The following is a 21649-nucleotide window of genomic DNA, read 5'->3' as shown; positions in this document are numbered from 1 at the left end:
GTAAAAAAGTAGTATTAGAGTAGTATTTGCACCTGAAACTGGAATTCAATTGTTTAAGATCAGCCATTTGCCGTTTAAGATATAAGTCCGAAAATGTAAAAAAGCAAAGGAACCAGAAAAACCGTAAGCAAGCCTGCAATACCTATTGCAAGCCCGCTCATTGCACCTTCGGTTTCTCCAAGTTCTATTGCCCTTGTTGTCCCAAGTGCGTGTGAGGCAGTGCCGATTGCAACACCGACTGCAACTTTGTCTTTTATCCGGAAGCAGCGACATATAAACGGACCCAAGATAGCTCCTGCGATCCCGGTAAATACGATTGCGGCTACTGTTAATGCAGGCAAGCCACCTATCTGTTTTGAGATTTCTATTCCGATGGGAGTTGTTACGGATTTTGGGGCGAGGGATCGGCTTATGACCTCATCAAGCCCTAAAAGGTTGGATAGCATAAGAATACTTGAAATCCCGGCTGTGCAGCCTACAATAATCCCAGCAAGGATAGGAAGGGCATTACTTTTCAACAACCGGATTTTCCTGTATAGAGGAACAGCAAGAACTACAGTAGCCGGTCCGAGAAAGAATGAGATGTAATCTCCTCCACGGTTGTAAGTCTCAAAATCAACTCCGAAATAGAGGAGGAAAGTAATCACGAGTATCGATGCCACAAGAAGAGGATTAAGGATAGAGAGACGGGTCTTTTTATACAGCAGGGTACCTATCTGGAAACTTATCAAAGAGAGTAAGATTCCAAACAGGGGCGTGTTGAGAAATTCGTTCAAAAATTCTATCTTCACCTTCAACTCTCCTCTTCTGCTCTTTTCTCGCAGGTATGCATTCTTTTTGTGTTGATTCCAGATCGGCTCTTATTGCTATTGCTTTTACTGCCTTTATTGCCCCCGTTTTCTATGCAGCAGGCTGCCTTTGCAGGCTTTCTCGCGAGGAACTTTTTAACAAGTTCCACTGTAAGTCCTGTCACAGCCATTGTTACCACGGTAGAGATAAGGGAAACTACAATAATCACAGTCAATTTTCCTTCAAGCAGGGTAAAACAAGTTATAAGGCTAATGCCTGCGGGAAGAAAGAAAAAAGCCAGGTTATCAAGCAAAAACTCACTTATTTTACCAATAAGATTGAGTTTAATTATGCCTGTATACAGACCGAAGAACAGGATGAGCATTCCTATTACGTTGCCTGGAATTGGTATTCCTGAAGCTTTCTGTATTATTTCTCCTAGGAAATATATGCTCAGAATTATTGAAAATTGCTTTAACAAATTTATATTTTCCTCCACTAGATAGAAATGGGACTACAAAAACCTCATATATCTAATTTTCGGTTTATCAGATTATCTTGTATTCCCGTATTCGATGAAAATGAGTTTACCTGTTATTCAAAAAAGTGAAAGAAATATTGTGAGAGCAGGAGTGCTGCCCAGTCTGTTAACCGTAATTGTTTTACTCATTACTGTTAGGGCTTATGCATTTTCAAGACTTACTCATTTTTAGGACTTACGTATTTGAGGTACAAAATCAAGTACAATAAGCACTTGTTGTTTGAATTTGCGTTTTAGATCTTTAAAGGTTTAATGCTATTGGTTTTTCAGTTCAGCTACGTAAGTAATAAATATTACTGGTCTACCCGGTTTCCGGGCTGTGAACCAGGACCGACCACACCCTTCGCGCGCTCTCTTACTATCTCCTCAGCATCGGCAAGAATCTCTATCTGGTATCCTTTCTGGACAGATATTCAATCATCTCGTCCGGGAGTACTCCCTGGATCTCAAATGAACCGTCAGCAAGCTGCTTTGCCGTCTGGCCAAAGACATCAAGGCCGTAGAGGCGTTGAAGGTCACGCAGCCGATCCCATGTATCGGTGCGAATCCTTACAATATAATGACCCACACAAATCATCCTTCCTCCAGGTAATGATTCGACAAGTTCTCCAGATCCAGTATATTCCTGAAAGAATCAACTGTGATAGGTCAGCTCTCCAGCAGAGATTGTCGTAGATGTTATACCCGATGCTACCCATTACCAGGTGACATAATACTTAGCGTTTAGATTCAGAACTTTATTTATAAATATGTTGGTTATTATATAAAATAGACTTATAAATAGCACCATTAGTAATATAGGATCATCATAATTCAAAAATAGTAAGATTGTTCAAGAACCTTAAGGTGATTCAAAATCATTAAAATGCCAGAAAAGTCAGGATAAGGATCTTCAATATTTATTATAATAAAAAATCGTTTACATTGAAAAGCCAGGGCTTCCTAAAGAGGAATGAAAATATTAAAAAAATCTTGTGATTAAAAAATTCCAGTAAGTGGAAACTTCAGAAAGCGAATGCAATAAATTCATATTGAGCAAAACCCTATTTTCATAGGGGGTTCTGATGAGAGAAAAGCGCTTTGTTTACATGGACCACGCAGCCACCACCTTCACGAAACCTGAAGTCATTGAAGCTATGCTGCCTTTTTTGAAAAAACATTTCGGAAACCCTTCTTCTCTGTACTCAATAGGGAGAGAAGGTAAAGAGGCAGTGGAAAACGCCCGTGAGCAGCTTGCAAAGGCTTTGGGAGCTAATCCTGAGGAAATATATTTCACCTCTGGAGGAACTGAGTCCGACAACTGGGCTATCAAGGGAACAGCTTTTGCCAGAAGGAAGAAAGGAAAACATATCATTACCACGCCGATCGAACATCATGCCGTGCTTTATCCCTGTGAGTATCTGGAAACTCAAGGTTTTGATGTGACCTATCTGCCTGTGGACAGGTACGGACTTGTAGATCCGGCAGAAGTGGAGGCCGCAATCAGGGAAGATACCATCCTAATATCGGTGATGTATGCAAATAATGAGATAGGGACAATAGAGCCAATTCCTGAGATAGGTAAGATTGCAAAAGAATATGGGATTCCTTTTCATACCGATGCCGTACAGGTAATAGGTAAGATTTCCCTCAATATGGAAAAGAAAGACAGGAATGTAGATATGCTTTCCCTTTCCTCCCATAAGTTTTACGGACCTAAGGGAGTAGGAGCACTATATCTACGAGAAGGAACAGAAATCGACAACTATATGCATGGAGGCGGCCAGGAACGCAACAAACGAGCTGGAACAGAGAATGTTGCAGGTATTGTGGGATTGGGAAAGGCGATAGAACTCGCAACACCAATGCTTGAGGAGCACAATGTGAAAATGAGAAAAATGAGAGACCGTCTACTTGCCGGAATCCTGGAAATTCCTAGTTGTAGGCTTAACGGGCATCCCGAAAAGCGCCTTTCGGATAACTTGAACTTCAGTTTTGAGTACATTGAAGGTGAGTCCCTTCTTCTCATGCTTGACGCGATGGGGATCTGCAGTTCTACAGGCAGTGCCTGCTCGTCAGGTTCTCTAGATCCCTCACATGTACTCAGGGCAATAGGATTGCCTCCAGAAATAGCTCAGGGTTCTCTTCGCCTGACCCTTGGGGATGAAAATTCCGAAGAAGATATTGATTATGTACTTGAGGTCTTGCCTGAAACCGTTGAAAAGCTTAGAGCTATGTCTCCTTTCTATAAACCTGAAACTGCATGTAAAAAATAAATTGAAAATGTACAGGAATGTGAGAATTGGGGGAGTTTTGTGTACAATAAAAAAGTCATGGATCACTTCATGAATCCGAGAAATGTAGGGGAAATTGAAGATGCTGATGGCGTTGGGGAAGCAGGAAACCCACATGGGGACCACATGAAAATTTTCCTGAAAATTCGGGACAATAGAGTTGAAGATGCCAAGTTCAAGACTTTCGGTTGTGCGGCAGCAATCGCATCCAGTAGCATGGCAACTGAACTGATAAAAGGAAAGACCCTCAAAGAAGCCTGGGAGCTTACAAACGAGGCAGTCGCTGAGGCTCTTGAAGGATTGCCTCCAGGCAAGCTAGAGTGTTCAGTTCTTTCCAGAGAAGCAATCCACAGCGCAATAAATGAATACCGAAAAAAACAGGGTCTTGATGCCCTTCCTGAGCAGACCTGATCAAAGAATAATAGAAGATACTAACCTCCGGGCTTACCGAAACGCCTGTTACCTTATTAAGTATTCTCATAATAAGGTCATCAAAAGCCTTTAATCTCCTGCATTCCATATTTTTGTACTTCTTTATCGCAAACTTGATCTGGTATTCTCCCGATGATGCTCTATGAAAAAAATAGGGATTGTCATCACTGACCCGGAGGACTGGACAACCAGAGCACTTACTGACGCAGCGAGAAAAAAAGGTTTTTCTCCTTTTGTTCTGGATCTCAGGGCTGCAGAGGTCAGCATAAATTCGGCAGCGGAGGAATCAAAAGCTGAGAAATCAGCTACAGTCTTCAAAGTAGGGGATATAAAGCTCTCTAACCTTGACGCGATAATTGTAAGGGATGCAGGTGCAGGGACTTTCGAAGGGGTATCTTTCAGGTTTGATATCCTGCGTGAACTGGAAGACGAAGGGGTTCCTGTCGTCAATTCCCCTGAAGCTATCCGGAATGCCGCAAATAAATACCATGCTTCTTATCTTCTGGCAAAAGCCGGACTGCCTGTACCTGAAACCGTAGCTGTGCAGGATTTCGAAGCAGCTCTAAAGGCGATATCAAGATTTGGAGATGCCGTCATAAAGCCTGTTTTTGGATATAAAGGAAAGGATATTGCAAGAGTAAAGAATGGTGAAGTCCAGTTTTCAGATAAAAAAGTAGAACCATCGTCCCTGGAAACAACTCTCAATAAGCTGCTTCAAGAAAGAGGTATGCTGTATATCCAGAAGTTCATAGAGAATCCGGGAAGAGATATTAGAGCTTTTGTCGTTGGTGGTAAGGCTATTGGAGCAATTTATCGCAAGGCAGCATCCGGCTCCTGGGTCAATAACCTGAGTCAGGGAGGAAATGCAGATCGGTGTGTGCTCACAAAAGAACAAAAAGAGCTTGCTGAAAAGGCTGCCTTGGCAGTAAGCACAACTTTTGCTGGTGTTGATATTATAGAAGGGTTTACTGGAGATCTTAATAATGGAATTGAGTTTAATTCCAGCCAAACTGAGGGAAGACCTAAAATTCTTGAAGTTAATGGAACACCTTCAGGAAAAGGTATTTTTGATGCCTGGGGAATAAATCCTGCAGATTATATCATAGAACATATCCAAAAAACTTTATGAAATAATTATAAATGATGTTGGTCATAATATCAGCAATATATCGATTCGAATTTGTAGATTTCTAAAATTGCTTAATATTATAATATTTGGGCCCGGATCGATCAAGATACAGATAATTGGAAATAAATATAAAAATTGGGATATGAAAAAAGTTCGGAGATTATCATCGAAAACATTTAAGAAACAGACTGACCTTCAATAAGCCCGAGGCAAAAGATGAGTGAATATAAACAGTGTATAGTTACCCGGGATGACCTGAAGCTTTCCAAAGGTAAGTTTGCAGTACAGGTAGCTCATGCTGCCATTTCTGCTGCCGAGTGGGCAAGCAAAAGTGATCTTGAAAAATGGAAGGAAGGCGGGCAGAAAAAAATTGTCCTCAAAGTCCCTACCCTTAAGGACCTTTATGAGCTTAAGGAAAAGGCAAGAAGGGAAGGGTTACCTACTGCTCTTATACAGGATGCAGGACTTACTGAAATTCCTCCGGGAACGGTTACAGTCCTCGGAATAGGGCCGGCAAAAGAAGAGCTTATAGATAAAATTACGCGGGACCTTAAACTTGTTTAAGTGCGAGGAACCTGAAAACCATGTTTGGGAAAACTGCACTAAAATTAAACCGAGCCGAGGCTATCTAAACGATAGCTCCTCCGATTAGGAAAGAGGTTCTGTCTGTGTTCAATTCAGGAGGAGATCATGAAGAATTCAGGAGGAAAAGAGGCAGCCTCAATAATTGCTGTTTTATGCGTATGCCTTGTACTCGCAGCACTCACCGCTTCGGATTCTATAGAGAATTTTAGAGATGAGGTAACAGATTATATATCCTTAGGCCTGGGTTCCGGAAGCAAGAATGGCGCTTTTACACCTGAACCGACTTCATTTACTTTCCCGGCAACACCCACATATTCCCCCAGAGAAAGCGAACTAACTCCCATCTTGAGAACTCCATTGCAGCCTGGTTTTTCCCTGAACAGCAACTATCAGACTTCAGAATTTTTCCAGGGAGGAATGGGCTATGTTAAAATCAGCATAAAAAATGAAGGGCGAAACCCAATATTTATTGATAGGTACGGGGTTTCAGTTAATGCTTCCGAAAACCTAATTTATTCAGAGGACTGCGGAGTTTTGATCAATCCCGGTGAAGAGCAGAATATCGGAGTAATTGCAGTTCAGATCCCTGAAGAAGAAAGAGCCAATTTCAATATTATCCTCTGGTTGCTTGCCTCGACCTCAGAAGGAAAATGGCACGACTACGGACCATATCCCCTTAAAAACTTCACTGTAAACCTGAAGCCAATGCCAGAAAAATCGAATCCTGTGTACCGATACAATCCCTCATCTTACTTTGAAACCATAAATAGACTTGTGGAGCCAGCCGAGCCTGATGTAAGGAGTAAGGCAGCCCAGGTGGCTCGTTCATATCCAGGAGCATACAATATTTATCAGGTATGTGCCCTTTTTGACATGGTAAATGAGAAAATAGAATATGTCAGCGATCCTAGAGGCAATGACATCTGGGAGCCTGCCAACGTGACTCTAAGAATAGAAGCCGGAGACTGTGAAGACCAGGCAATTCTCCTTTCGTCCATGCTCGAAGCTGTAGGAGGCACAACCAGAGTTTACCTGACCAACAGCCATGCCTTTGCAGCGGTTTACATTGGCAATGGAACCGATGCGACAAATGCTGCAGTCGAAGGGGTCAGGGCATATTACGGAAACGTTGATGTGAATTACCTGACCGATGAATACGGTTCCTGGCTTATGCTCGACCCGACTTCAAGCCTTTATGCAGGTGGGCTTCCTGGAAAAACTGCCCAGGCAAGAGTTAAAGCCGCTGAAGGAAATGAAGCATGCAGAAGCTGGACTTTCGTAAACACGAGCGAAATAAAGGCTATAGATATCAACCCCAGATGGCCTTTATAAAATTTTCACCATATATGTAATAGAGGAGTGTTTTTAACCCATGCAGGTGCCGGAAATTGAAAAACAGATCGGAATAAATCTTTACTCCACAGATACTGACGGCCTAGGAGGACAGCTTCGCCAGGAAGTGGAAGATTTTATGGTTAGAGAGATTACGAACAGAAAAGAAGGGCAAGAAGGGAAATACCTTATTCTTGAACTCGTAAAACGTGACTGGGATACACATCACCTGACCCGGACTCTCGCAAAAATCCTCCAGATAAGCCAGAAGAGAATCAGCGTTGCAGGCACAAAAGACAAACGTGCACTTACCACTCAGAAAATCAGCATTTTTGATATTGACACCCCGGAAATTGAGAAGATCCATTTAAAAGACATAGAGCTGAAAGTCCTGGGCCGCTCCCGAAAGTCCGTTGAACTCGGAGACCTGTGGGGAAACGATTTCAGAATTACCGTCCGAAATATAACCCATTCGCGGGAGGAAACAGACAAACTGCTTGAAAAGACTACAAATGAGATCCTGGCTCAGGGCGGCGTCCCGAATTTCTTCGGGATACAGCGCTTCGGCTCTGTACGCCCTGTTACACATCTGGTAGGAAAAGCTATTGTTGAAGGAGATTTTGAAAAAGCTGCCCTGCTCTATATCGCCGAACCCTTCCCAGATGAGCCGGAAGAAACAAAGGAAGCCCGCCAGTTTGTTAAAGAGACTCGCGACTTCAAAGAAGGATTAAAAACATATCCTCTCCGCCTTGGTCATGAAAGAGCAATGATGAACCACCTGATAGCAAACCCGGACGACTTTGCAGGCGCTTTTCTTGTTCTCCCGAAAAACCTCTACAGAATGTTTGTGCATGGCTACCAGTCCTATATATATAATACAATTCTGTGTAGACGAATCGAGAAGGGACTCCCCTTAAACGAAGCTGTAGAAGGCGATATTGTCTGTTTCAAGAATGAACTTGGCCTGCCGGATTCTTCAAAGACCGAAAAAGTCACAGCAGAAACCGTAAATGCCATGAATCGCCTGATTAAAAGAAACCGGGCCTTCATAACCGCCCCCCTTCCGGGATATAATACGGAGTTTGCTTCTTGTATTCCGGGAGAGATCGAACAGGCAGTTCTCGATGAATTTAAAGTTCCTCTGCAGGGTTTCAATATAGAAAAAATTCCTGAAATGAGTTCTAAAGGCATTCGCAGGGAAGTTATTCTACAGGTTGAACCAAAATTTGAGGTTGAAGATGATGAACTGAACCCTGGAAAGTCAAAGGCTGTGCTTGAATTCATGCTGCCAAAGGGAAGTTACGCAACAACCGTACTCCGAGAGTACATGAAGGTAGATCCTCTGCAGATGAGTTAAGAGCCGATAACTCTAGCAAGCCGGATTGGAAAAGAATTTGTCCGTAGGAAAAACGGGTTGTTAAAGGCAGCTATCTATTCATTTTAGTTCGGGAAGCTATCAGTTTCCCAAAACTTGTTGTACCCTCAATGCTCACAATGGAAATAGTGGGCTATTATGACCTCAAAAAGGATGATGTAGTTTTTGCCCCCTTGACACCGTTGTCCTTAACTACTTTATGCAGGGATTTTTGAAGGCAGTGTTCTCGGGAGCATTGGTTCATTTTAGTTGTTGGGAGTTAATGTACTCTCAGAAGCAGGGCAATGACCTTCTTCACTTAAAGGTTTTCTACTTCTGAAGAAACCAAACTCCTGCCAGAGCAAGCCCAATACGACCATTAAAATTAGGAATTCCGCAGCCGGGGTTGCGAGCCAGACACCATTAAGGCCAAGTAATGGAGGTAAAATCAAGAGCAAGGGAAGGAGAAAGAGAAAAACTTTTCCGAGCTGGATGAAAAGAGCGGATCTGACCTTGTTTATGGACTGGAAATACACTGAACCGAGCATAACCGTCCCCTGAGCAAGGAGAGAAAATATAAAAATTTCCATACCGTTAAGAGTAATTTCCAGGAGTTCGGGGCTGTCGTGGTTGAATATACGGATAACCTGTTCTGGAAATATTGAGAGGAACAGGAACCCGGCTGCTCCGGTCCCGAGGCAGGAGATGAAAGCTATCTTCAGGGTCCCGGCAACCCTGGAGTAACAGCGCGCCCCATAATTGAAACCAATAATTGGCTGGGTGCCGACTGCGATTCCTTCAAAGATCAGGGAAAAGATCGAGAAGACGTAACCTATGATACCGTAGCCTGAAACCGCAAGTTCCGAGCCGTATCTAAGCAGCATGTAATTGTTAGTAAAGAGTAGGAAGAAAGTTGAAAACTGCATTGCAAAGGAGGGGAGACCTATTTTCATGATCTTGATAATAGTTCTCGGCTCCAGGCAGAAAGCCCGGTGATTTAGCCTCAGTCCGGCCCACCTGCTGAAAAGGTAGAGTGACAGAAGTATTCCGGAAATGGAAAAAGCGATTACCGTGGCTACGGCAGCCCCTGTGACTCCCATTCCCATGCGCATAACAAAGATGTAGTCAAGACCGAGATTTATGAGAACACCCACAACCAGACATATCATGGCAAATCCTGGTTTTCCGTCGTTTCGAACAAGTGGATCAAGGGCAATTGCCAGGAGCATAAATACCGAACCTGCAAAAAGGACACGGAGATAAGCATTTGCCATGGCAAAGGCCGTGCCGGAAGCTCCCAGCAGGCGGAGATAAGAGTCCGAAAAAGCCAACCCGAAGGCAGTAAGCCCTATTCCTGCAAGTAAGAGCAGGGGAAAAGCATTATGTACAAGCCTGAGGGCTTCCTGAAGATCGCCTCTCCCACGGGCCAGAGCCACAAGACTTGAAGTCCCGATCCCAATCATATGGCCTACTGCAACTATGGCTATAAGTGCAGGAAATGCAAGAGTCACTCCTGCAAGCCCCTGGCTGCCCACCGCATTCCCGATAAAGAAACCGTCAATGACTCCCTGGATTCCAGCAACAATAAATCCAATAGTTGCCGGTAGAGCGAATTTCAGAAAAAGCTTTCCGATGCTTCCATACCTCATTTCCCGTTCATCAATCATGCTTTTTCCTCTTCGAGTCCAGAAGCGATTTTCTCAAAGATTCTTTCCAGAACCTCAAATTCTTCTTCGTCCAGAATTTCCCGGATTTTTTCAAAAAACTTCATATCAGCCCAACTTTCGATCTCAATGACCCTTTTTCCTTTATCGGTAAGCTCGAGCAAACAAACCCTTCCGTCCTTCGGGGAAGCCTTTGTTTTCAGCAGGCCTTTATCCACCATTTTAGAAACCATGTTGCTGGCAGAGGGTTTGCTGACCTCCATAGCCTTTGCCAGTTCGGATATTGTGGGATTGCCCAGGGAATTAATTTTCCTTAGGTAGAGGAAGATGTTGTAGGTGATATCACTGTATTCTTCTAAAAATTCATGTTCTTTTAGATTTTTTTGATAATAATGATCCATTTTTTCAAGAAACTTGGAAATTTCCATTTTCGCTCTCCATAAATGAAATTCAAGATATTTAGTTAGGCTAACTAACTTGTTAGTCGATTAATATATAAAATACTCTTCGGCTAAAAAATAGAATTGAAAATTCGCTTCTTCATTCCAGAACAGGTTCTGCAGGAAACAGTGTATCAAAAAACTCTCTTCAAGATTGAAATCTTATAGTTATATGACATCTACGAAATGTAGGGAAGAGCCTGTAGACTTGTAAGCAAAATTATAAGGTATAGCAAAGGAAACAGTTATCTCACAAATCGTCAGATTTGGATGGCTGGGTAGTTAACTTGGACTGTTTTCTTAGAGAAATGATTGGTATTTAAGGGAAACTTATAAATTTAATTTGACCAGTGTGATTATTAGTTTTCCTTTATCTGAATATTATTTATCCTTCATCTGAATGAAAATGTAAATTTCCAATATACTCTTGAATTCCACTTTACCCTGAAACCTAGATCCAAATTATTAATCAGTAGAATTATAATATTTTTACTATGACGCATGAAATTTTTTATTTGAATAAAGATATTAGAATGCATTTTTTATGCCAATATTTTCATAAAGTAGCTCATGTCAAGGCTAATTGAAAGTTTTTCAATTCCTTTTTAATATATACAACTTTAAATAGTATGAGTACATTATTAATTGTTGGAGATGAATAACCTTCTAATTATATACGTATACAGGTTTAATTGATCAATCTGTAAAGCCCTTCCCATCAATCTCATAAAACGGGGCTCTAGTAGTCGGTTATGAACATAAGCTGTTTGTTTTTAATAACCGGTTGTTGGACTTAAAACGGAAACAATCCGCTATATCACGTAAAAACGTTTTTTTATTAACTTTAAAATTTCAAAACGAAACAGGTTACCGTATAAATATATCAACAGTGTATATATTTAGCAATTGTTGTCAGTTTTGAAAGATAATTATAAAAGTATTCTTTAAAGGTCTAAAAATAATCATCTTAATATTTTTTAACTGACAAACATATCTATTAAATTAAAAGTATGAAGGGGTTATCATGAAAGACTATGAAGTAAAAGTGCTGGACGAAAACGACCACATTTTTATTGAAACGTTAAGAAACCTTGGAATGTCCAGAAATGTCGCTACAACTATGGCATATCTTATGAATGTTGACGAGGCTTCATCCCGTGAAATAGAAATCAGTACAGGATTAAGACAACCCGAAGTAAGTCTTGCAATGAGACTGATGCGCAACCAGTCCTGGGTTAGCGTTCGTTCGGAAAAGAAACCTGGGAAAGGACGCCCAATAAAAATCTATGCTCTTGCAGCTCCAGTTGACGAGATCATCAGTTATTACGAAGACAAAATATACAAAGAATCTCAGGCGACCATCTCAGCAATTAAGAAGCTGAAGGTTATGAGTAAAAAGGTGCCTCTTACTCCCACAAAGTAAAGACCCTCAAACTAAATTTACTCCATAATGGCTGACAATTCTTCTCTGGAATTCGACCATTATGGAAGTAAAAATCCTCTTAAAATTCTTCTCGTCATTTTTCGCCCCTGTTTTTACTTTTTTGGATTTTTCTGTTCTTAATCAACATCCGCGCTGAAAATTGACTTCATTTAAGACTTTTTTTACCTAATATCGTACCTTTTATTGTTATTTTTTCTAGGCTTAATTGCCTTTTACTTCTAACAGCTCTTTCTTATGAATTTCCTTTTAGCTCCTTTTATCCCCCTTTAATTACATCTTAAATCGGTCTGCTTGAGAAAGGAGTGAAAAAAGAAATTGTGTTCCCAAAAAGGAAAAAGAGCAGCGTGCTGTTGTGATTATATAGAAACTCATAGAAAATATTTAATTTTCCATGATCCTGACACGCAATTTGGGAGGAAATAATGTTTAAACTCAAAGAAAAGCTTCCAATAATGAAAACTCTAAACAGGGACTTTTAAAAAAGGTGGAAAAAAGAAATTGTAATAAATGAGAGGTTCTGCCTTTTGCTGGCAGGTCAGCCCCCTGTGACAACTCGGAGGATTGTTAGCCTATCAGAACTGACTGCCCCGTCAAGGGGAACAGCATTCCCTTCATTTAATACAAGTACTGTTTCCTGATTTATATCCAAAGTATTAAGCAGGTCTTCGTAGGTAGCGCTTTCAGCTATTTCTACGGTCTGCTCAGAAATCTCTCCAGCTTGGATTGTTATGTGTACTTTTTTACTCACTCTATTGATCCACCGCCGCTTACCTGAATTTCGCCTACGATTTCCTTTATTAACTTCTGCTCCAGTTCATATTCTTTTCTGATGCCTTTCCGTTCTGCATTTCTCTTCTGGAACTTTCCTGTCATTTTAGATCTCCTTACGATTTTTCAGGTTTGCAACATAGTTGGTATAGATCTCTTCAAGCAGACTTGTCTCTCTGTCTTCTCGAGATGTATATCCAATAATTATAATGATTTTTTATTTTAATTAATTTTTTGGTTGACAATAAGTTAGTTAACATATTATACTTTCAAACTCTATAGTAACTATTCACACTAAAAAAAAGGTTTAACCATAGGTTAACATTGAACTGGATATCACTCAAAGTATTGACAATAAAAGATAAGGCACTAATATTATGAGACGAGCTTTATAGATAATTATTTAGAAATTAAAGTTTAATTGTGTAACTGGTCAATATAACAAATATTTCAAACTCAAAGCAAAAAATTTTAATATAGGATCTGTCCGGAAAAATGGCGCTAAAAAAGAATAAGTAAGAAGAAAAGACAAAAAACTTTAAAAGCTTACTTTTTTTCTTAAAAGTAAATAGAATTGGAAATTGACTCGGAGAATAAGTATACACCAGCCGGGATTCGAACCCGGGTTCGAGCGTTGGCAACGCCCGGTGATGACCGCTACACTACTGATGTCCTATGATGGTGCCCAGACCCGGATTCGAACCGGGGACAACTGCCTCTTCAGGGCAGCGCTCTCCCACTGAGCTACCTGGGCAGGCAGATAAGTTTGATATCTATGTAAGAGTAGTAGCCTGCTTTTATTTTCCGAAAAAAGCTCCGGAAAATTTTTTAGTGGGCCCGCTGAGATTCGAACTCAGGACCTCCGCCATGTCAAGGCGACGTCATAACCGTCTAGACCACGAGCCCATTAGCTTGTTGCTTACGTTTTTCGCACCAAAGTGCAACTCCATAGTACGCATCATCATTTATATAAGTTTTGGGTGGTTTGGATTACTTCTATATCAATCAGCCTCGAAAGACAAAGGACTTTACACTCTTATCAAGTGTTTTTTCGCTGTTACCTCATACTTTGAAATCCCGGCTCAAATTTATCCTCTGCTCAATCCTTAAAAATCTTTCATTCCTTATTTCCTTCTTTACTTATTTTATTCTTTACTAATGGCCTCTTTTTAATCTGTTTTTTAAACACTATTCTAGGAAATCCTACCCCTTTAAGAACGAACATGTCACTAAAATAGGATGAATTCAATATCCCGGGTGAGGGAAACATGAACGGAGCATTTGATAATACAGGGACGTCCCGGACAATCTCGGAAATCCAGAATAAAATTGATGAGGGAAACGCAGTTGTTCTTACCGCTGCGGAAATTAGCGAGAGAATTCGAGCAGGAGAGGAGATAAAGCTCGAAGACGTGGATGTTGTAACAACTGCAACACGCGGCATTATGAGCGGAACTTATGCCGTACTTTCGTTCAAAGTTTCAGAGCCTGACTCATTTGTAAAGGCATCTGAAGTCCTGCTAAACGGCGTGCCGGCAGTTGTAGGTCCCTGCCCTAACGAAAGGCTTGGAATTTTGGACCTAATCGTACTCGGAACCGCTCACAGTAAGTTTGATCCTAATTACGGAGGCGGACACCTGTTCAGAGAACTGGTAGAAGGAAAAAACGTTAAAGTTGATGTGACTACCAGTGAAGGAAAACGCTTCTCGGTAGAAACGCGGCTATCCGATATCCCCTATGCGAAACTCAATGCAACAAGACATGCTTTTAAGAATTATAGGGCATTTGTAAATCCCGGAAAAGAGCCTATCAAAACTATCTTCCATGCCCTGCCGTTTGAAGGTGAGTTTAAGGAAATGACGTTTTGTGGCTGTGGCGAGTTAAATCCAATCGAAAACGATCCCAAGCTAGAGACCATAGGAATCGGAACAAGAGTACTTTTCAATGGAGCGGATGGATTTGTTACTGGGGCTGGCACTCGAAGCGCTCCTGATAATCCTAACCTGACTGGTTTTGCGGACATGCATGACATGACCCCTGAGTACATGGGAGGCTTCAAAACTTCTGCCGGCCCTGAAATAATCAATACCTGGGCTGTCCCGATTCCGATTCTTCACGAAGGAATACTGGAAAATATCCTGAAGCTGGATAAGAAAATCCCGCTGAAGCTCGTAGACCTAGCAGGGCGAATCCCACTTTGTGAAATCACCTACGGGGATGTATGGGATAATGTGGACATGAATATTAAGTACGAGCCCGAAAAATGCCTTAATTGTAAGGATTGCCTTGTAATCGAAGCCTGTCCCATGGGTGCGGTAAGCCGAGGAGAAAACGGAGCTGTACACAGTCCGGAATTTTGCTTTAACTGCGGGCTCTGTATCTCAAAGTGCAGGGGGGAAGCATTCAGTGCAAACCTGGGCTCTGTCAGGTGCGCAACCGGAGGCTGCCTCAGGGACATTAAGGTAACCTTGCGCCAGTCCGATCGCGCAAGGGCAATTCTGGCGGCCGAAGAACTCAAAGAGAAAATTCTCACAGGAAGATTTAGGCTTAGTGAGCCTGTAGAAAAAATAAGCTGGAGAGAGTGACAACGTTCTTCTCTCCTTTACATATTCTTGTAACTTGTGATTTTTATTTTTAGATGCTTGTTTTCATAATCCCTTTGTTTTTGAAATATCTTCGGCCTTCAGGCTTTTAAAGCCTCTTTAAAACGTTTTGTAACCTCTTCAGGGCTCAGGGGGATATTGGGAGCTTTTGTATTTCCAGGCTTCAGGATTACATGGATAAAGGAAAGTTCCTGCATGGCACGAAACTTCCTGAAAGCTTCTATTAACCCCTCTGGACTGTTTACTTTAGCCGTATTCTGAATTCCGCAGGCTGTTGCAAAAGTTTCCAGGTCAATATAACGAAGGGCGCAGGTTTCCTGCGAACCTGTAGAACCATATGCACCATTGTCAAGGCCGATAATTATAAGATTTTTCGGGGCTTCTCTGGCAATTTCGAGCAGGGCATTGGGATTCATAAGCAGGCTACCGTCCCCATCAAAGGTCACAACCATCTTCTCGGTTAGAAGAGCAAGGCCAAGGCCTATCGACGAAACGAGCCCCATTGAGCCAAACATATAGAAATTGAGCTCCCGGTCCTTGCAGGCATAAAGTTCCTTGCAGGGAACCCCCAGATTTGTTACCGTAATTTCGTCATCAAGTTGAGAAGCAATTGCGCAGATAGCATCATTCCTTAGCATTACTGGCTTGAGGGTTTCCCTTGTAAGATTAAAACTGCAGGTTCTTTCCATAAGCTCCGGTTTTTCGGGCAGTCCCGCCGCTTCCCAGGCACAGCAATCCGAACCTTCCCAAACTTTCGGGGAAATCAGGGCTATATGTGGCCTGAGGTTCTCAAAAGCGTCTTTTATCACGGTTTCAAGGAGAGGGAGTTTTTCGGCTTCGTCAATTATTGTATATTCCAGCCCTGCTCCTTCAAGGATTGCCGGGAGATGAGACCCAAGAGGAACCTGGGCTTCGATGCCTTCACTATAAACCCCACGCCAGCTTGCCAGAACAGGTAAGGGAATCCTGCAGATCACGTTCAGGGATTCGAGAGCATTGATCATGTTCCCAAGCCCTGTGCTCTGGATAAGCATCATGGGCTTCCCCCCTGCAAGGTAAACCCCGGCACAAATGCCCACACCGTTTTCTTCTCTTGTTAACCTGATTTCAGGAAAATTCTCAGAAACCAGGGGAAGCAGGTTTTTAATCCTGTCACAGGGAAGAGTTGCGGCAAGATCGATACCTGCCTTTTTCATTATTGCTATGACTTCTTCTTCCGGATTTGCCATGCACATGCCTCTTCAGCTTTCTTTTTCATACATTTCTTCTTCAGAGTTATTTCGCATTCAGAGATTAAGTTCTTCTAATGGAATATCAGAATTTTTGGCAGTAGCTACTGGCTCGATCTGGTAAAGTGTGAAGTCTTCTTTCAGACGTTCGTATCCTCCGCCTGCAAGATTCAGAAGAATAGTTTCATCCTTTCCAACGTTTCCTGCTTCCACGGCTTTTAATAGGGAAGCGGTCGCAACTGCTGACGGGGGCAGGATATCGATTCCTTCCAGGGATTCAAAAAGGGCCTTAGCTTCAAGGGCTTCTTCTCTAGTAATTGAGTACATTATTCCGTCGGTATCGACAAGCGCATCGTATAACCCGCCCGTGACCCCATACGGAGGAGTACGGTTGGTAAGCACGGTAGCATAGGTTTCTTCTACCTGTTTCTTTGCATCCTTCATGTCAAGTTCTGGAATAATTTCTCTTCTTTTTTCTTGCCAGGCATTGTACATGGGAACAAAAGGAAGGTTTTGGGCAAGCTGAAGTTTCGGGAGTTTTTGTCCGAATCGCCCATCGGCCCTGAGGCGTATTGCAGCTTCCCATACTGAAATTCCTCCTGTACCGCTTCCTACTGCCTGGAAATAGTGGTCAGGCATTTTTCCTATAGTTAATGCTGCATCCAGCATTACAGTGCCCATTCCGTCTCTTCTAGCGATATTTCTTGCTCCGCCTTCGGAAACCATGCCAGGCAGCTTTGCAATCCGGCCTGCGAGATTAATAGCATCAGTGTAATCATTTCCTGGACTCATACTGATGAGATGAATAGATTCAGTGGGTTCTTCAGGCAGCCATAGATTCGAAGCTCCGGAATCCGGTACAACTATATAGACATCAATTCCTGTCAAAGCCGAGACGTGCGCAAAGGCCCGGCCGGTATTTCCAGCAGAGGCAAGTACTAAGGCTTTTCCTCCGGTCTCTTTCAGGAGCTGCATGGTCGGGTGGGCTTCTAGCTCTTTAAAACTGCAGGTTTTAGTGAAAGCCTCCCTTTCAGGCCAATAACCGCTGAACCCGATATAAAGGTTTGAAAGCCCGAGTTCTCTGGCAAAAGCTTCACTTTTGTAAGTTATAGGTCCTGCATCCGTAGTAAGTTCTTCCTGAACTGGAAGCCAGGAATGGAACCTTCCAATGCCTGGCTGGTTTCTTAGTTCCAGTCTTTTTTCGGAGTAGTTCGCCCGCAAAAAGGAGTCATCATTCTCACACATGAGCCTGTATTCCTGGCCATATTCTTTTCCGCACTTAAGACATTTCAGTTTAAATCTTCCCATCGCTATCAAAGGAAATTGGGTTTCTTATTAAAAATACATTCCTGAAATATGTATAAAATGTCCTTTTTGTGTTACGTTTTTAAATTAGTTGTCTTATCCGGATATTAAACCTTACTAATGAGAAGAGAATCACTTTATCGGATTAACAAATGAGTAAAATAAAAAGAGGTAGTTGGGAGAAGAAAGGGTTGAGGAAGTAGAAGAAACTAAAAGTAAATGGGTAATTAATGTTAAGCAGGTAATTTATATCAACTCTTCTCTTTTACTTAATAAAAGACCGGCGGAGTAACTCTCACATTTTCATAACTCTTTTTCACGCCTTTGGGAGGATAAACAAAGGTAAGGCTATCAGATTGTATTCCTAATTCGTAAGGATCACACAGGTAGTTTCCGGCCTCTTTCCTAGAAATGTTTAGTATCTGGAGCGAAGCACTTGTTCTCCCTATCTCCTTGACTTCCACGTTATCAAAGTCAAAGAAAATATCTTTTATCTTGGGCTCCAGATGTTTGCTTCCGAAAAGAAATATGTAAGTCTGAGCAAAAGGACTCAGATGGTATTCAATACTGATGTCTGCATCAGTTTTACTGAATGCAATTTCCATACTGTCAAGGTGAATATACTTCCCTTCCCTGAACTGATCATTATCAATTCCCGGGGATACCCTTGCAGCCATCAGCACAGCCGAGATTAACAGGGCGATTGTAATCATAGCTTTTGTTTTCATAGCTCTTACGCAGTAATTATCTTTTATTCTAATATCTCTTTCCTATGTTTTTGCAATAATGTTAAATATTGCCAGATTGAAGCTACCCCTGATTAACTGGCAATTTCCAGTGAGGTTCCAGTAAGATAAAAACAAGAATACAAATAAAGAGACTAAAAATAATGAGACTCAAATAAGGATACCAAAATAATAGCGAGACCAGAGAATGAGCAAAGAATTTAACTTCGTGTGCCCCAAATGCGGGAACACCTCCTACGAAACCGGTGAGATCCGCACCACAGGCGGCTTTCTCAGTAAACTCTTCGATGTCCAGAACAAGAAATTCACTCATGTCACCTGCAAGCGCTGCAAATACACCGAATTTTATCAGACAGACAGTAGCATGCTGGGGAATATTTTCGACCTGTTCACATCGTAATGAGCCGATATAGAAGTTTTTTAGTGGAAATTACTTTTTCTCCCTTCTTTCGTTTTTTGACCGTCTATTACTTGGGACTAGAGAGTGGCGTCTTTACGGGAGCTTTTTCACGCCCGAGTTTCGCTTCGGGAGCACGAAGTCCTTTTCGCTCCGCTCAAGAGGACTGAATTACTTATAATCTGACCCATACAACCATATTCATCACATCAGGCCGTTCTTGTCACGCTCGACGAAGGAGAGCGGCCTGTACAAAATTGAATATTTAAAATCACAGAATGAGAATTGAAACGAACCAGAACAGAATTTTTGTACCTTTTAGCTGGCCGAAATAAGGATGCACCGGCATTTTTTCTTTATTTCCTCAAAATCCAGATTATTCAGGTTCTTAGTATTTTCATGCATAAGCGGTGAGTATTTCTTAATTAGAGAGCTGTTTTTTTCTATCAGAGTTTTAATTTCTTTTCGGTCTTTACAAGCACTAATATTTCCTATCAGAGCCAAAAATTCTTCGGAATTCTCTTTGGTAATACTTTCGCTTTTGAAAAGGCGTATTTCTTTCTCTTCAAAGATATGTATAAACGATGTTTTTATTGGCTCATGTCCGGATTGCACGTCTCTTGAAGCGGAAAATTGAGTATTTATTGTAGCCAGCAAAATAAACTGCTCTTTTTGATCTTTAACGTGGGAGATTATTCCCTCGTCCTGCATTTTATACGAGTCTTTGTCGAGAGTTAATAAAATGCCGGATGATCCTCCTTCAAATTCCTTTTTCATGCCGGATAACCCTTCCTCAATTCCCTCTTTCGTTTTTCCTATCCTGAAAATGCCATTAGCCATTATACATGCCTTGTTTCCGGCACAAAGAGGACTATTCAGATCATTCTTTGCGACGCCATAGAATCTTGAAGGATTAGGATTCGTCTGAGGTACAAGAATTGCATCACAGGCAGAAATCAGGCGGTGTCTCAGTTCGTCATTAAGGTATTCGAAGCAGATAAGAACTCCAAGGTTAAGATTATCCCGCAACTTAAAAATATGATTGACTTTTCCCTGTTTCATTCCTTTATGGAAAAATAGGTCACGTTCTTCTTTTGCTCCGAACATCTTTTCGCTGTGTATTATTCTTGAATTTGGTATTACAATTGGACAGATATTCTTTCGAAAATCTTCTTCTCCAAAATCAGAAGAAAACAATATTTCGTATTTTTCAAGATTTTCCTCCGTAACGTAGTGTGTACCTGCGAAAACAATTATCCCGGTTTCGTTAGCATATTTCTGTATATCTTCGAGGTAGTCAAATGGTATCGAAAATTCAGGGAATACGACAATATTAGCTTCTTCTTTAACAGCCTCAAGTATTGTCATTACTTTTCTTTTATAGGCTTCACTTTCCAGAATTTTTACTGCATAGTCCTCGCCATACACATCATATTTCAACTGTACAGCTGCAACTTTCAAATCACCAGCGGCACAGACACCGTTACAGCAATCATGTAAAAAGATTCGAGCTTTTTTGTTTTTACTTATCGTTTCTGAGTAATCAAGATCTCTAACCACTGATTTCTGAGTAGAAGTTTCAAAGATAATTACATCCTCGCTGCTTGGGACATACCTTATTTCCATATAATCAATTTCAATTGCATTGTCTTTGATTTCTTCCCTGTTCAGCGCTCGGTCGAAAAGAATCTTATTTCCGGTTTTTACTGTCAGTTTGCCTTTTATCTTCTCAGCATCAAATGTGATTCTAAGCTTCCAATTGCTATAAAAGAGATTAGGGCTAAAAGGCTCCTCTATGTAGTCTTTGAGCTTCTTTTGAACATGCCCGAAGAGGTTTTCAAGCGCTTTGTACTCAATAGATCTTATTTTTCCGTCAAATTCTTCCAGATGCTTTTTACGGTTCTTTATGTTCTTTTCATCGAATATTTTTGCAATTTCTTCAAACGCAGCTCTTATTCCTGAATCAATATTTTCGGGAAGGATTTCAATTACTTGATTAATCATTTCTTTTGCTTTCGAGCCGTTTTCCTCTTCAAAGAGTTCTACATTTTCCAGAATTTTAAGCAATCCGATATAAATGCAGTAGCAAACATTTGCTTTTTTGTAAGTCTCTTTTGCGTCCTTGAACTGATTTGTAGCCTGCTTGATCAACTCCAGATCCGGTTGCTCAGATCCAAGAGCTTCATTGACCAGTTTTCTTCCTTCAAGATAACAAACAGTAGAAGAGGCAATTTTTTCAACTTCTTCATCATCCTCAATTTTCCCCAACTTTTCAAGTGCTTTAATTGCTTTTTCGTATCCTTCTGCCCTTTTTTCCGAGTCTTTTTCCTCTCTAATATCTTTTATGACATAATCTACATAAGCACTGAGGCCAGCTTCCATGACCAGCTTCTTTTCATGCTTCAGCCCATATTTGCTAAAGAATTCCTGATTGTTTTTGCAAATTTGATACGCTTTCTCTAGATATTTGATTTGGCGGTGAGAATTAGTTTCAGATTTTGCCTGCTCTGTATTTAACTCAATAAGTTTCATTATCGAATGGGACTTTCTACCTATAGTCAGATACTGCATCGGCTCTGTGTAAATCGCTAATGTTTTTTCGTACCTTTGTTTAGCCT

At 41.3% G+C, this 21649-nt stretch carries 20 protein-coding genes and 3 tRNA genes; 9 read left to right on the top strand and 14 right to left on the bottom strand.

Annotated elements, in window-relative coordinates:
• Positions 1-74: 74 nt before the first annotated feature.
• The 3 genes from BP549_RS04655 to BP549_RS04645 all read right to left on the bottom strand — a co-directional run bounded on the left by BP549_RS04655 (position 75) and on the right by BP549_RS04645 (position 1907).
• Positions 75-791: an LrgB family protein gene (locus BP549_RS04655; protein ID WP_292374634.1), complete on the bottom strand. Its 717-nt coding sequence runs from the start codon at positions 789-791 to the stop codon at positions 75-77.
• Positions 792-793: 2 nt separating this feature from the next.
• Complete coding sequence (locus tag BP549_RS04650; protein WP_292374635.1) at positions 794-1270, bottom strand: CidA/LrgA family protein; 477 nt, start codon at positions 1268-1270, stop codon at positions 794-796.
• 445 nt (positions 1271-1715) lie between these two features.
• The gene (locus BP549_RS04645; protein WP_292378541.1) at positions 1716-1907 is read right to left on the bottom strand and encodes a hypothetical protein; all 192 of its coding nucleotides are present in this window, start codon (positions 1905-1907) and stop codon (positions 1716-1718) included.
• A gap of 487 nt (positions 1908-2394) precedes the next feature.
• Between BP549_RS04645 and nifS the strand changes: the two genes are divergently transcribed.
• The 6 genes from nifS (at position 2395) to truD (ending at position 8438) form a co-directional block, all read left to right on the top strand.
• Positions 2395-3585, top strand: coding sequence for a cysteine desulfurase NifS (nifS, locus tag BP549_RS04640; protein WP_292374637.1), 1191 nt, complete (start codon positions 2395-2397; stop codon positions 3583-3585).
• Between the two features lie 39 nt (positions 3586-3624).
• Positions 3625-4014: a Fe-S cluster assembly scaffold protein NifU gene (gene nifU / locus BP549_RS04635; protein ID WP_292374638.1), complete on the top strand. Its 390-nt coding sequence runs from the start codon at positions 3625-3627 to the stop codon at positions 4012-4014.
• A 163-nt stretch (positions 4015-4177) separates the two neighbouring features.
• Entirely contained in the window at positions 4178-5164 is a 987-nt protein-coding gene (mptN, locus tag BP549_RS04630) for a tetrahydromethanopterin:alpha-L-glutamate ligase (RefSeq protein ID WP_292378538.1), read from the top strand.
• Positions 5165-5380: 216 nt separating this feature from the next.
• A complete protein-coding gene (gene pth2, locus BP549_RS04625; RefSeq protein ID WP_292374640.1) occupies positions 5381-5728 on the top strand; it encodes a peptidyl-tRNA hydrolase Pth2 in 348 nt (115 codons plus the stop codon).
• Between the two features lie 126 nt (positions 5729-5854).
• Positions 5855-7081 carry a transglutaminase-like domain-containing protein gene (locus BP549_RS04620; protein ID WP_292378536.1) on the top strand — a complete coding sequence of 409 codons (1227 nt, stop codon included), beginning with the start codon at positions 5855-5857 and terminating at the stop codon, positions 7079-7081.
• Between the two features lie 40 nt (positions 7082-7121).
• A complete protein-coding gene (truD, locus tag BP549_RS04615) occupies positions 7122-8438 on the top strand; it encodes a tRNA pseudouridine(13) synthase TruD (RefSeq protein ID WP_292378534.1) in 1317 nt (438 codons plus the stop codon).
• Between the two features lie 263 nt (positions 8439-8701).
• On the opposite strand, the gene BP549_RS04610 is transcribed toward truD, so the two are convergent.
• Positions 8702-10102, bottom strand: a complete 1401-nt coding sequence (locus BP549_RS04610) for an MATE family efflux transporter (RefSeq protein WP_292378531.1) — start codon at positions 10100-10102, stop codon at positions 8702-8704.
• Complete coding sequence (locus tag BP549_RS04605) at positions 10099-10527, bottom strand: MarR family winged helix-turn-helix transcriptional regulator (protein WP_292378528.1); 429 nt, start codon at positions 10525-10527, stop codon at positions 10099-10101. The genes BP549_RS04610 and BP549_RS04605 overlap by 4 nt, the downstream gene beginning before the upstream one ends.
• 1036 nt (positions 10528-11563) lie before the next feature.
• Here BP549_RS04605 and BP549_RS04600 point away from each other — a divergent pair.
• Positions 11564-11962 (top strand): transcriptional regulator protein, encoded by a 399-nt coding sequence (locus BP549_RS04600; protein ID WP_048105677.1) that lies wholly within the window; start codon positions 11564-11566, stop codon positions 11960-11962.
• Between the two features lie 556 nt (positions 11963-12518).
• On the opposite strand, the gene BP549_RS04595 is transcribed toward BP549_RS04600, so the two are convergent.
• The 5 genes from BP549_RS04595 to BP549_RS04575 form a co-directional block, all read right to left on the bottom strand.
• Positions 12519-12731 (bottom strand): MoaD/ThiS family protein, encoded by a 213-nt coding sequence (locus BP549_RS04595; protein ID WP_292374648.1) that lies wholly within the window; start codon positions 12729-12731, stop codon positions 12519-12521.
• Positions 12728-12856: a hypothetical protein gene (locus BP549_RS04590; protein WP_292374649.1), complete on the bottom strand. Its 129-nt coding sequence runs from the start codon at positions 12854-12856 to the stop codon at positions 12728-12730. The genes BP549_RS04595 and BP549_RS04590 overlap by 4 nt, the downstream gene beginning before the upstream one ends.
• Positions 12857-13351: 495 nt before the next feature.
• Positions 13352-13423: transfer RNA gene (locus BP549_RS04585), tRNA-Gly, on the bottom strand.
• A 7-nt stretch (positions 13424-13430) separates the two neighbouring features.
• A tRNA-Phe gene (locus BP549_RS04580) sits at positions 13431-13505 on the bottom strand.
• A 78-nt stretch (positions 13506-13583) separates the two neighbouring features.
• A tRNA-Val gene (locus BP549_RS04575) sits at positions 13584-13657 on the bottom strand.
• A gap of 362 nt (positions 13658-14019) precedes the next feature.
• Between BP549_RS04575 and BP549_RS04570 the strand changes: the two genes are divergently transcribed.
• On the top strand, positions 14020-15336 hold the full coding sequence (locus tag BP549_RS04570; protein ID WP_292374651.1) for a methanogenesis marker 16 metalloprotein: 1317 nt from the start codon (positions 14020-14022) through the stop codon (positions 15334-15336).
• A gap of 98 nt (positions 15337-15434) precedes the next feature.
• Here BP549_RS04570 and comE read toward each other — a convergent pair whose 3' ends face one another.
• The 3 genes from comE to BP549_RS04555 form a co-directional block, all read right to left on the bottom strand.
• On the bottom strand, positions 15435-16583 hold the full coding sequence (comE, locus tag BP549_RS04565; protein WP_292378526.1) for a sulfopyruvate decarboxylase subunit beta: 1149 nt from the start codon (positions 16581-16583) through the stop codon (positions 15435-15437).
• A 57-nt stretch (positions 16584-16640) separates the two neighbouring features.
• A complete protein-coding gene (locus tag BP549_RS04560) occupies positions 16641-17891 on the bottom strand; it encodes a cysteate synthase (protein WP_292378835.1) in 1251 nt (416 codons plus the stop codon).
• 266 nt (positions 17892-18157) lie between these two features.
• Positions 18158-18616 carry a hypothetical protein gene (locus tag BP549_RS04555; RefSeq protein ID WP_292374654.1) on the bottom strand — a complete coding sequence of 153 codons (459 nt, stop codon included), beginning with the start codon at positions 18614-18616 and terminating at the stop codon, positions 18158-18160.
• A gap of 205 nt (positions 18617-18821) precedes the next feature.
• On the opposite strand from BP549_RS04555, the gene BP549_RS04550 reads away from it, so the two are divergent.
• Positions 18822-19034, top strand: a complete 213-nt coding sequence (locus tag BP549_RS04550) for a zinc ribbon domain-containing protein (protein WP_292374656.1) — start codon at positions 18822-18824, stop codon at positions 19032-19034.
• Positions 19035-19349: 315 nt separating this feature from the next.
• Here BP549_RS04550 and BP549_RS04545 read toward each other — a convergent pair.
• Positions 19350-21649, bottom strand: a 2300-nt coding sequence (locus BP549_RS04545; RefSeq protein ID WP_292378524.1) for a hypothetical protein, incomplete at its 5' end; no start/stop codon positions are given.

This window comes from Methanosarcina sp. UBA289 (assembly GCA_002496565.1).
GTDB lineage: Archaea > Halobacteriota > Methanosarcinia > Methanosarcinales > Methanosarcinaceae > Methanosarcina.
This window is presented reverse-complemented; position numbering and strand designations above follow the sequence as displayed.

Excerpts from the sequence above, each read along its gene's own strand:
- BP549_RS04645 (WP_292378541.1), bottom strand. The coding sequence starts at position 1,907 with ATGATTTGTGTGGGTCATTATATTGTAAGGATTCGCACCGATACATGG.
- BP549_RS04555 (WP_292374654.1), bottom strand. The coding sequence starts at position 18,616 with ATGAAAACAAAAGCTATGATTACAATCGCCCTGTTAATCTCGGCTGTG.
- nifS (WP_292374637.1), top strand. The coding sequence starts at position 2,395 with ATGAGAGAAAAGCGCTTTGTTTACATGGACCACGCAGCCACCACCTTC.
- pth2 (WP_292374640.1), top strand. The coding sequence starts at position 5,381 with ATGAGTGAATATAAACAGTGTATAGTTACCCGGGATGACCTGAAGCTT.
- BP549_RS04550 (WP_292374656.1), top strand. The coding sequence starts at position 18,822 with ATGAGCAAAGAATTTAACTTCGTGTGCCCCAAATGCGGGAACACCTCC.
- comE (WP_292378526.1), bottom strand. The coding sequence starts at position 16,583 with ATGGCAAATCCGGAAGAAGAAGTCATAGCAATAATGAAAAAGGCAGGT.
- truD (WP_292378534.1), top strand. The coding sequence starts at position 7,122 with ATGCAGGTGCCGGAAATTGAAAAACAGATCGGAATAAATCTTTACTCC.
- mptN (WP_292378538.1), top strand. The coding sequence starts at position 4,178 with ATGAAAAAAATAGGGATTGTCATCACTGACCCGGAGGACTGGACAACC.
- BP549_RS04570 (WP_292374651.1), top strand. The coding sequence starts at position 14,020 with ATGAACGGAGCATTTGATAATACAGGGACGTCCCGGACAATCTCGGAA.
- BP549_RS04605 (WP_292378528.1), bottom strand. The coding sequence starts at position 10,527 with ATGGAAATTTCCAAGTTTCTTGAAAAAATGGATCATTATTATCAAAAA.
- BP549_RS04590 (WP_292374649.1), bottom strand. The coding sequence starts at position 12,856 with ATGACAGGAAAGTTCCAGAAGAGAAATGCAGAACGGAAAGGCATCAGA.
- BP549_RS04600 (WP_048105677.1), top strand. The coding sequence starts at position 11,564 with ATGAAAGACTATGAAGTAAAAGTGCTGGACGAAAACGACCACATTTTT.
- BP549_RS04620 (WP_292378536.1), top strand. The coding sequence starts at position 5,855 with ATGAAGAATTCAGGAGGAAAAGAGGCAGCCTCAATAATTGCTGTTTTA.
- BP549_RS04610 (WP_292378531.1), bottom strand. The coding sequence starts at position 10,102 with ATGATTGATGAACGGGAAATGAGGTATGGAAGCATCGGAAAGCTTTTT.
- BP549_RS04560 (WP_292378835.1), bottom strand. The coding sequence starts at position 17,891 with ATGGGAAGATTTAAACTGAAATGTCTTAAGTGCGGAAAAGAATATGGC.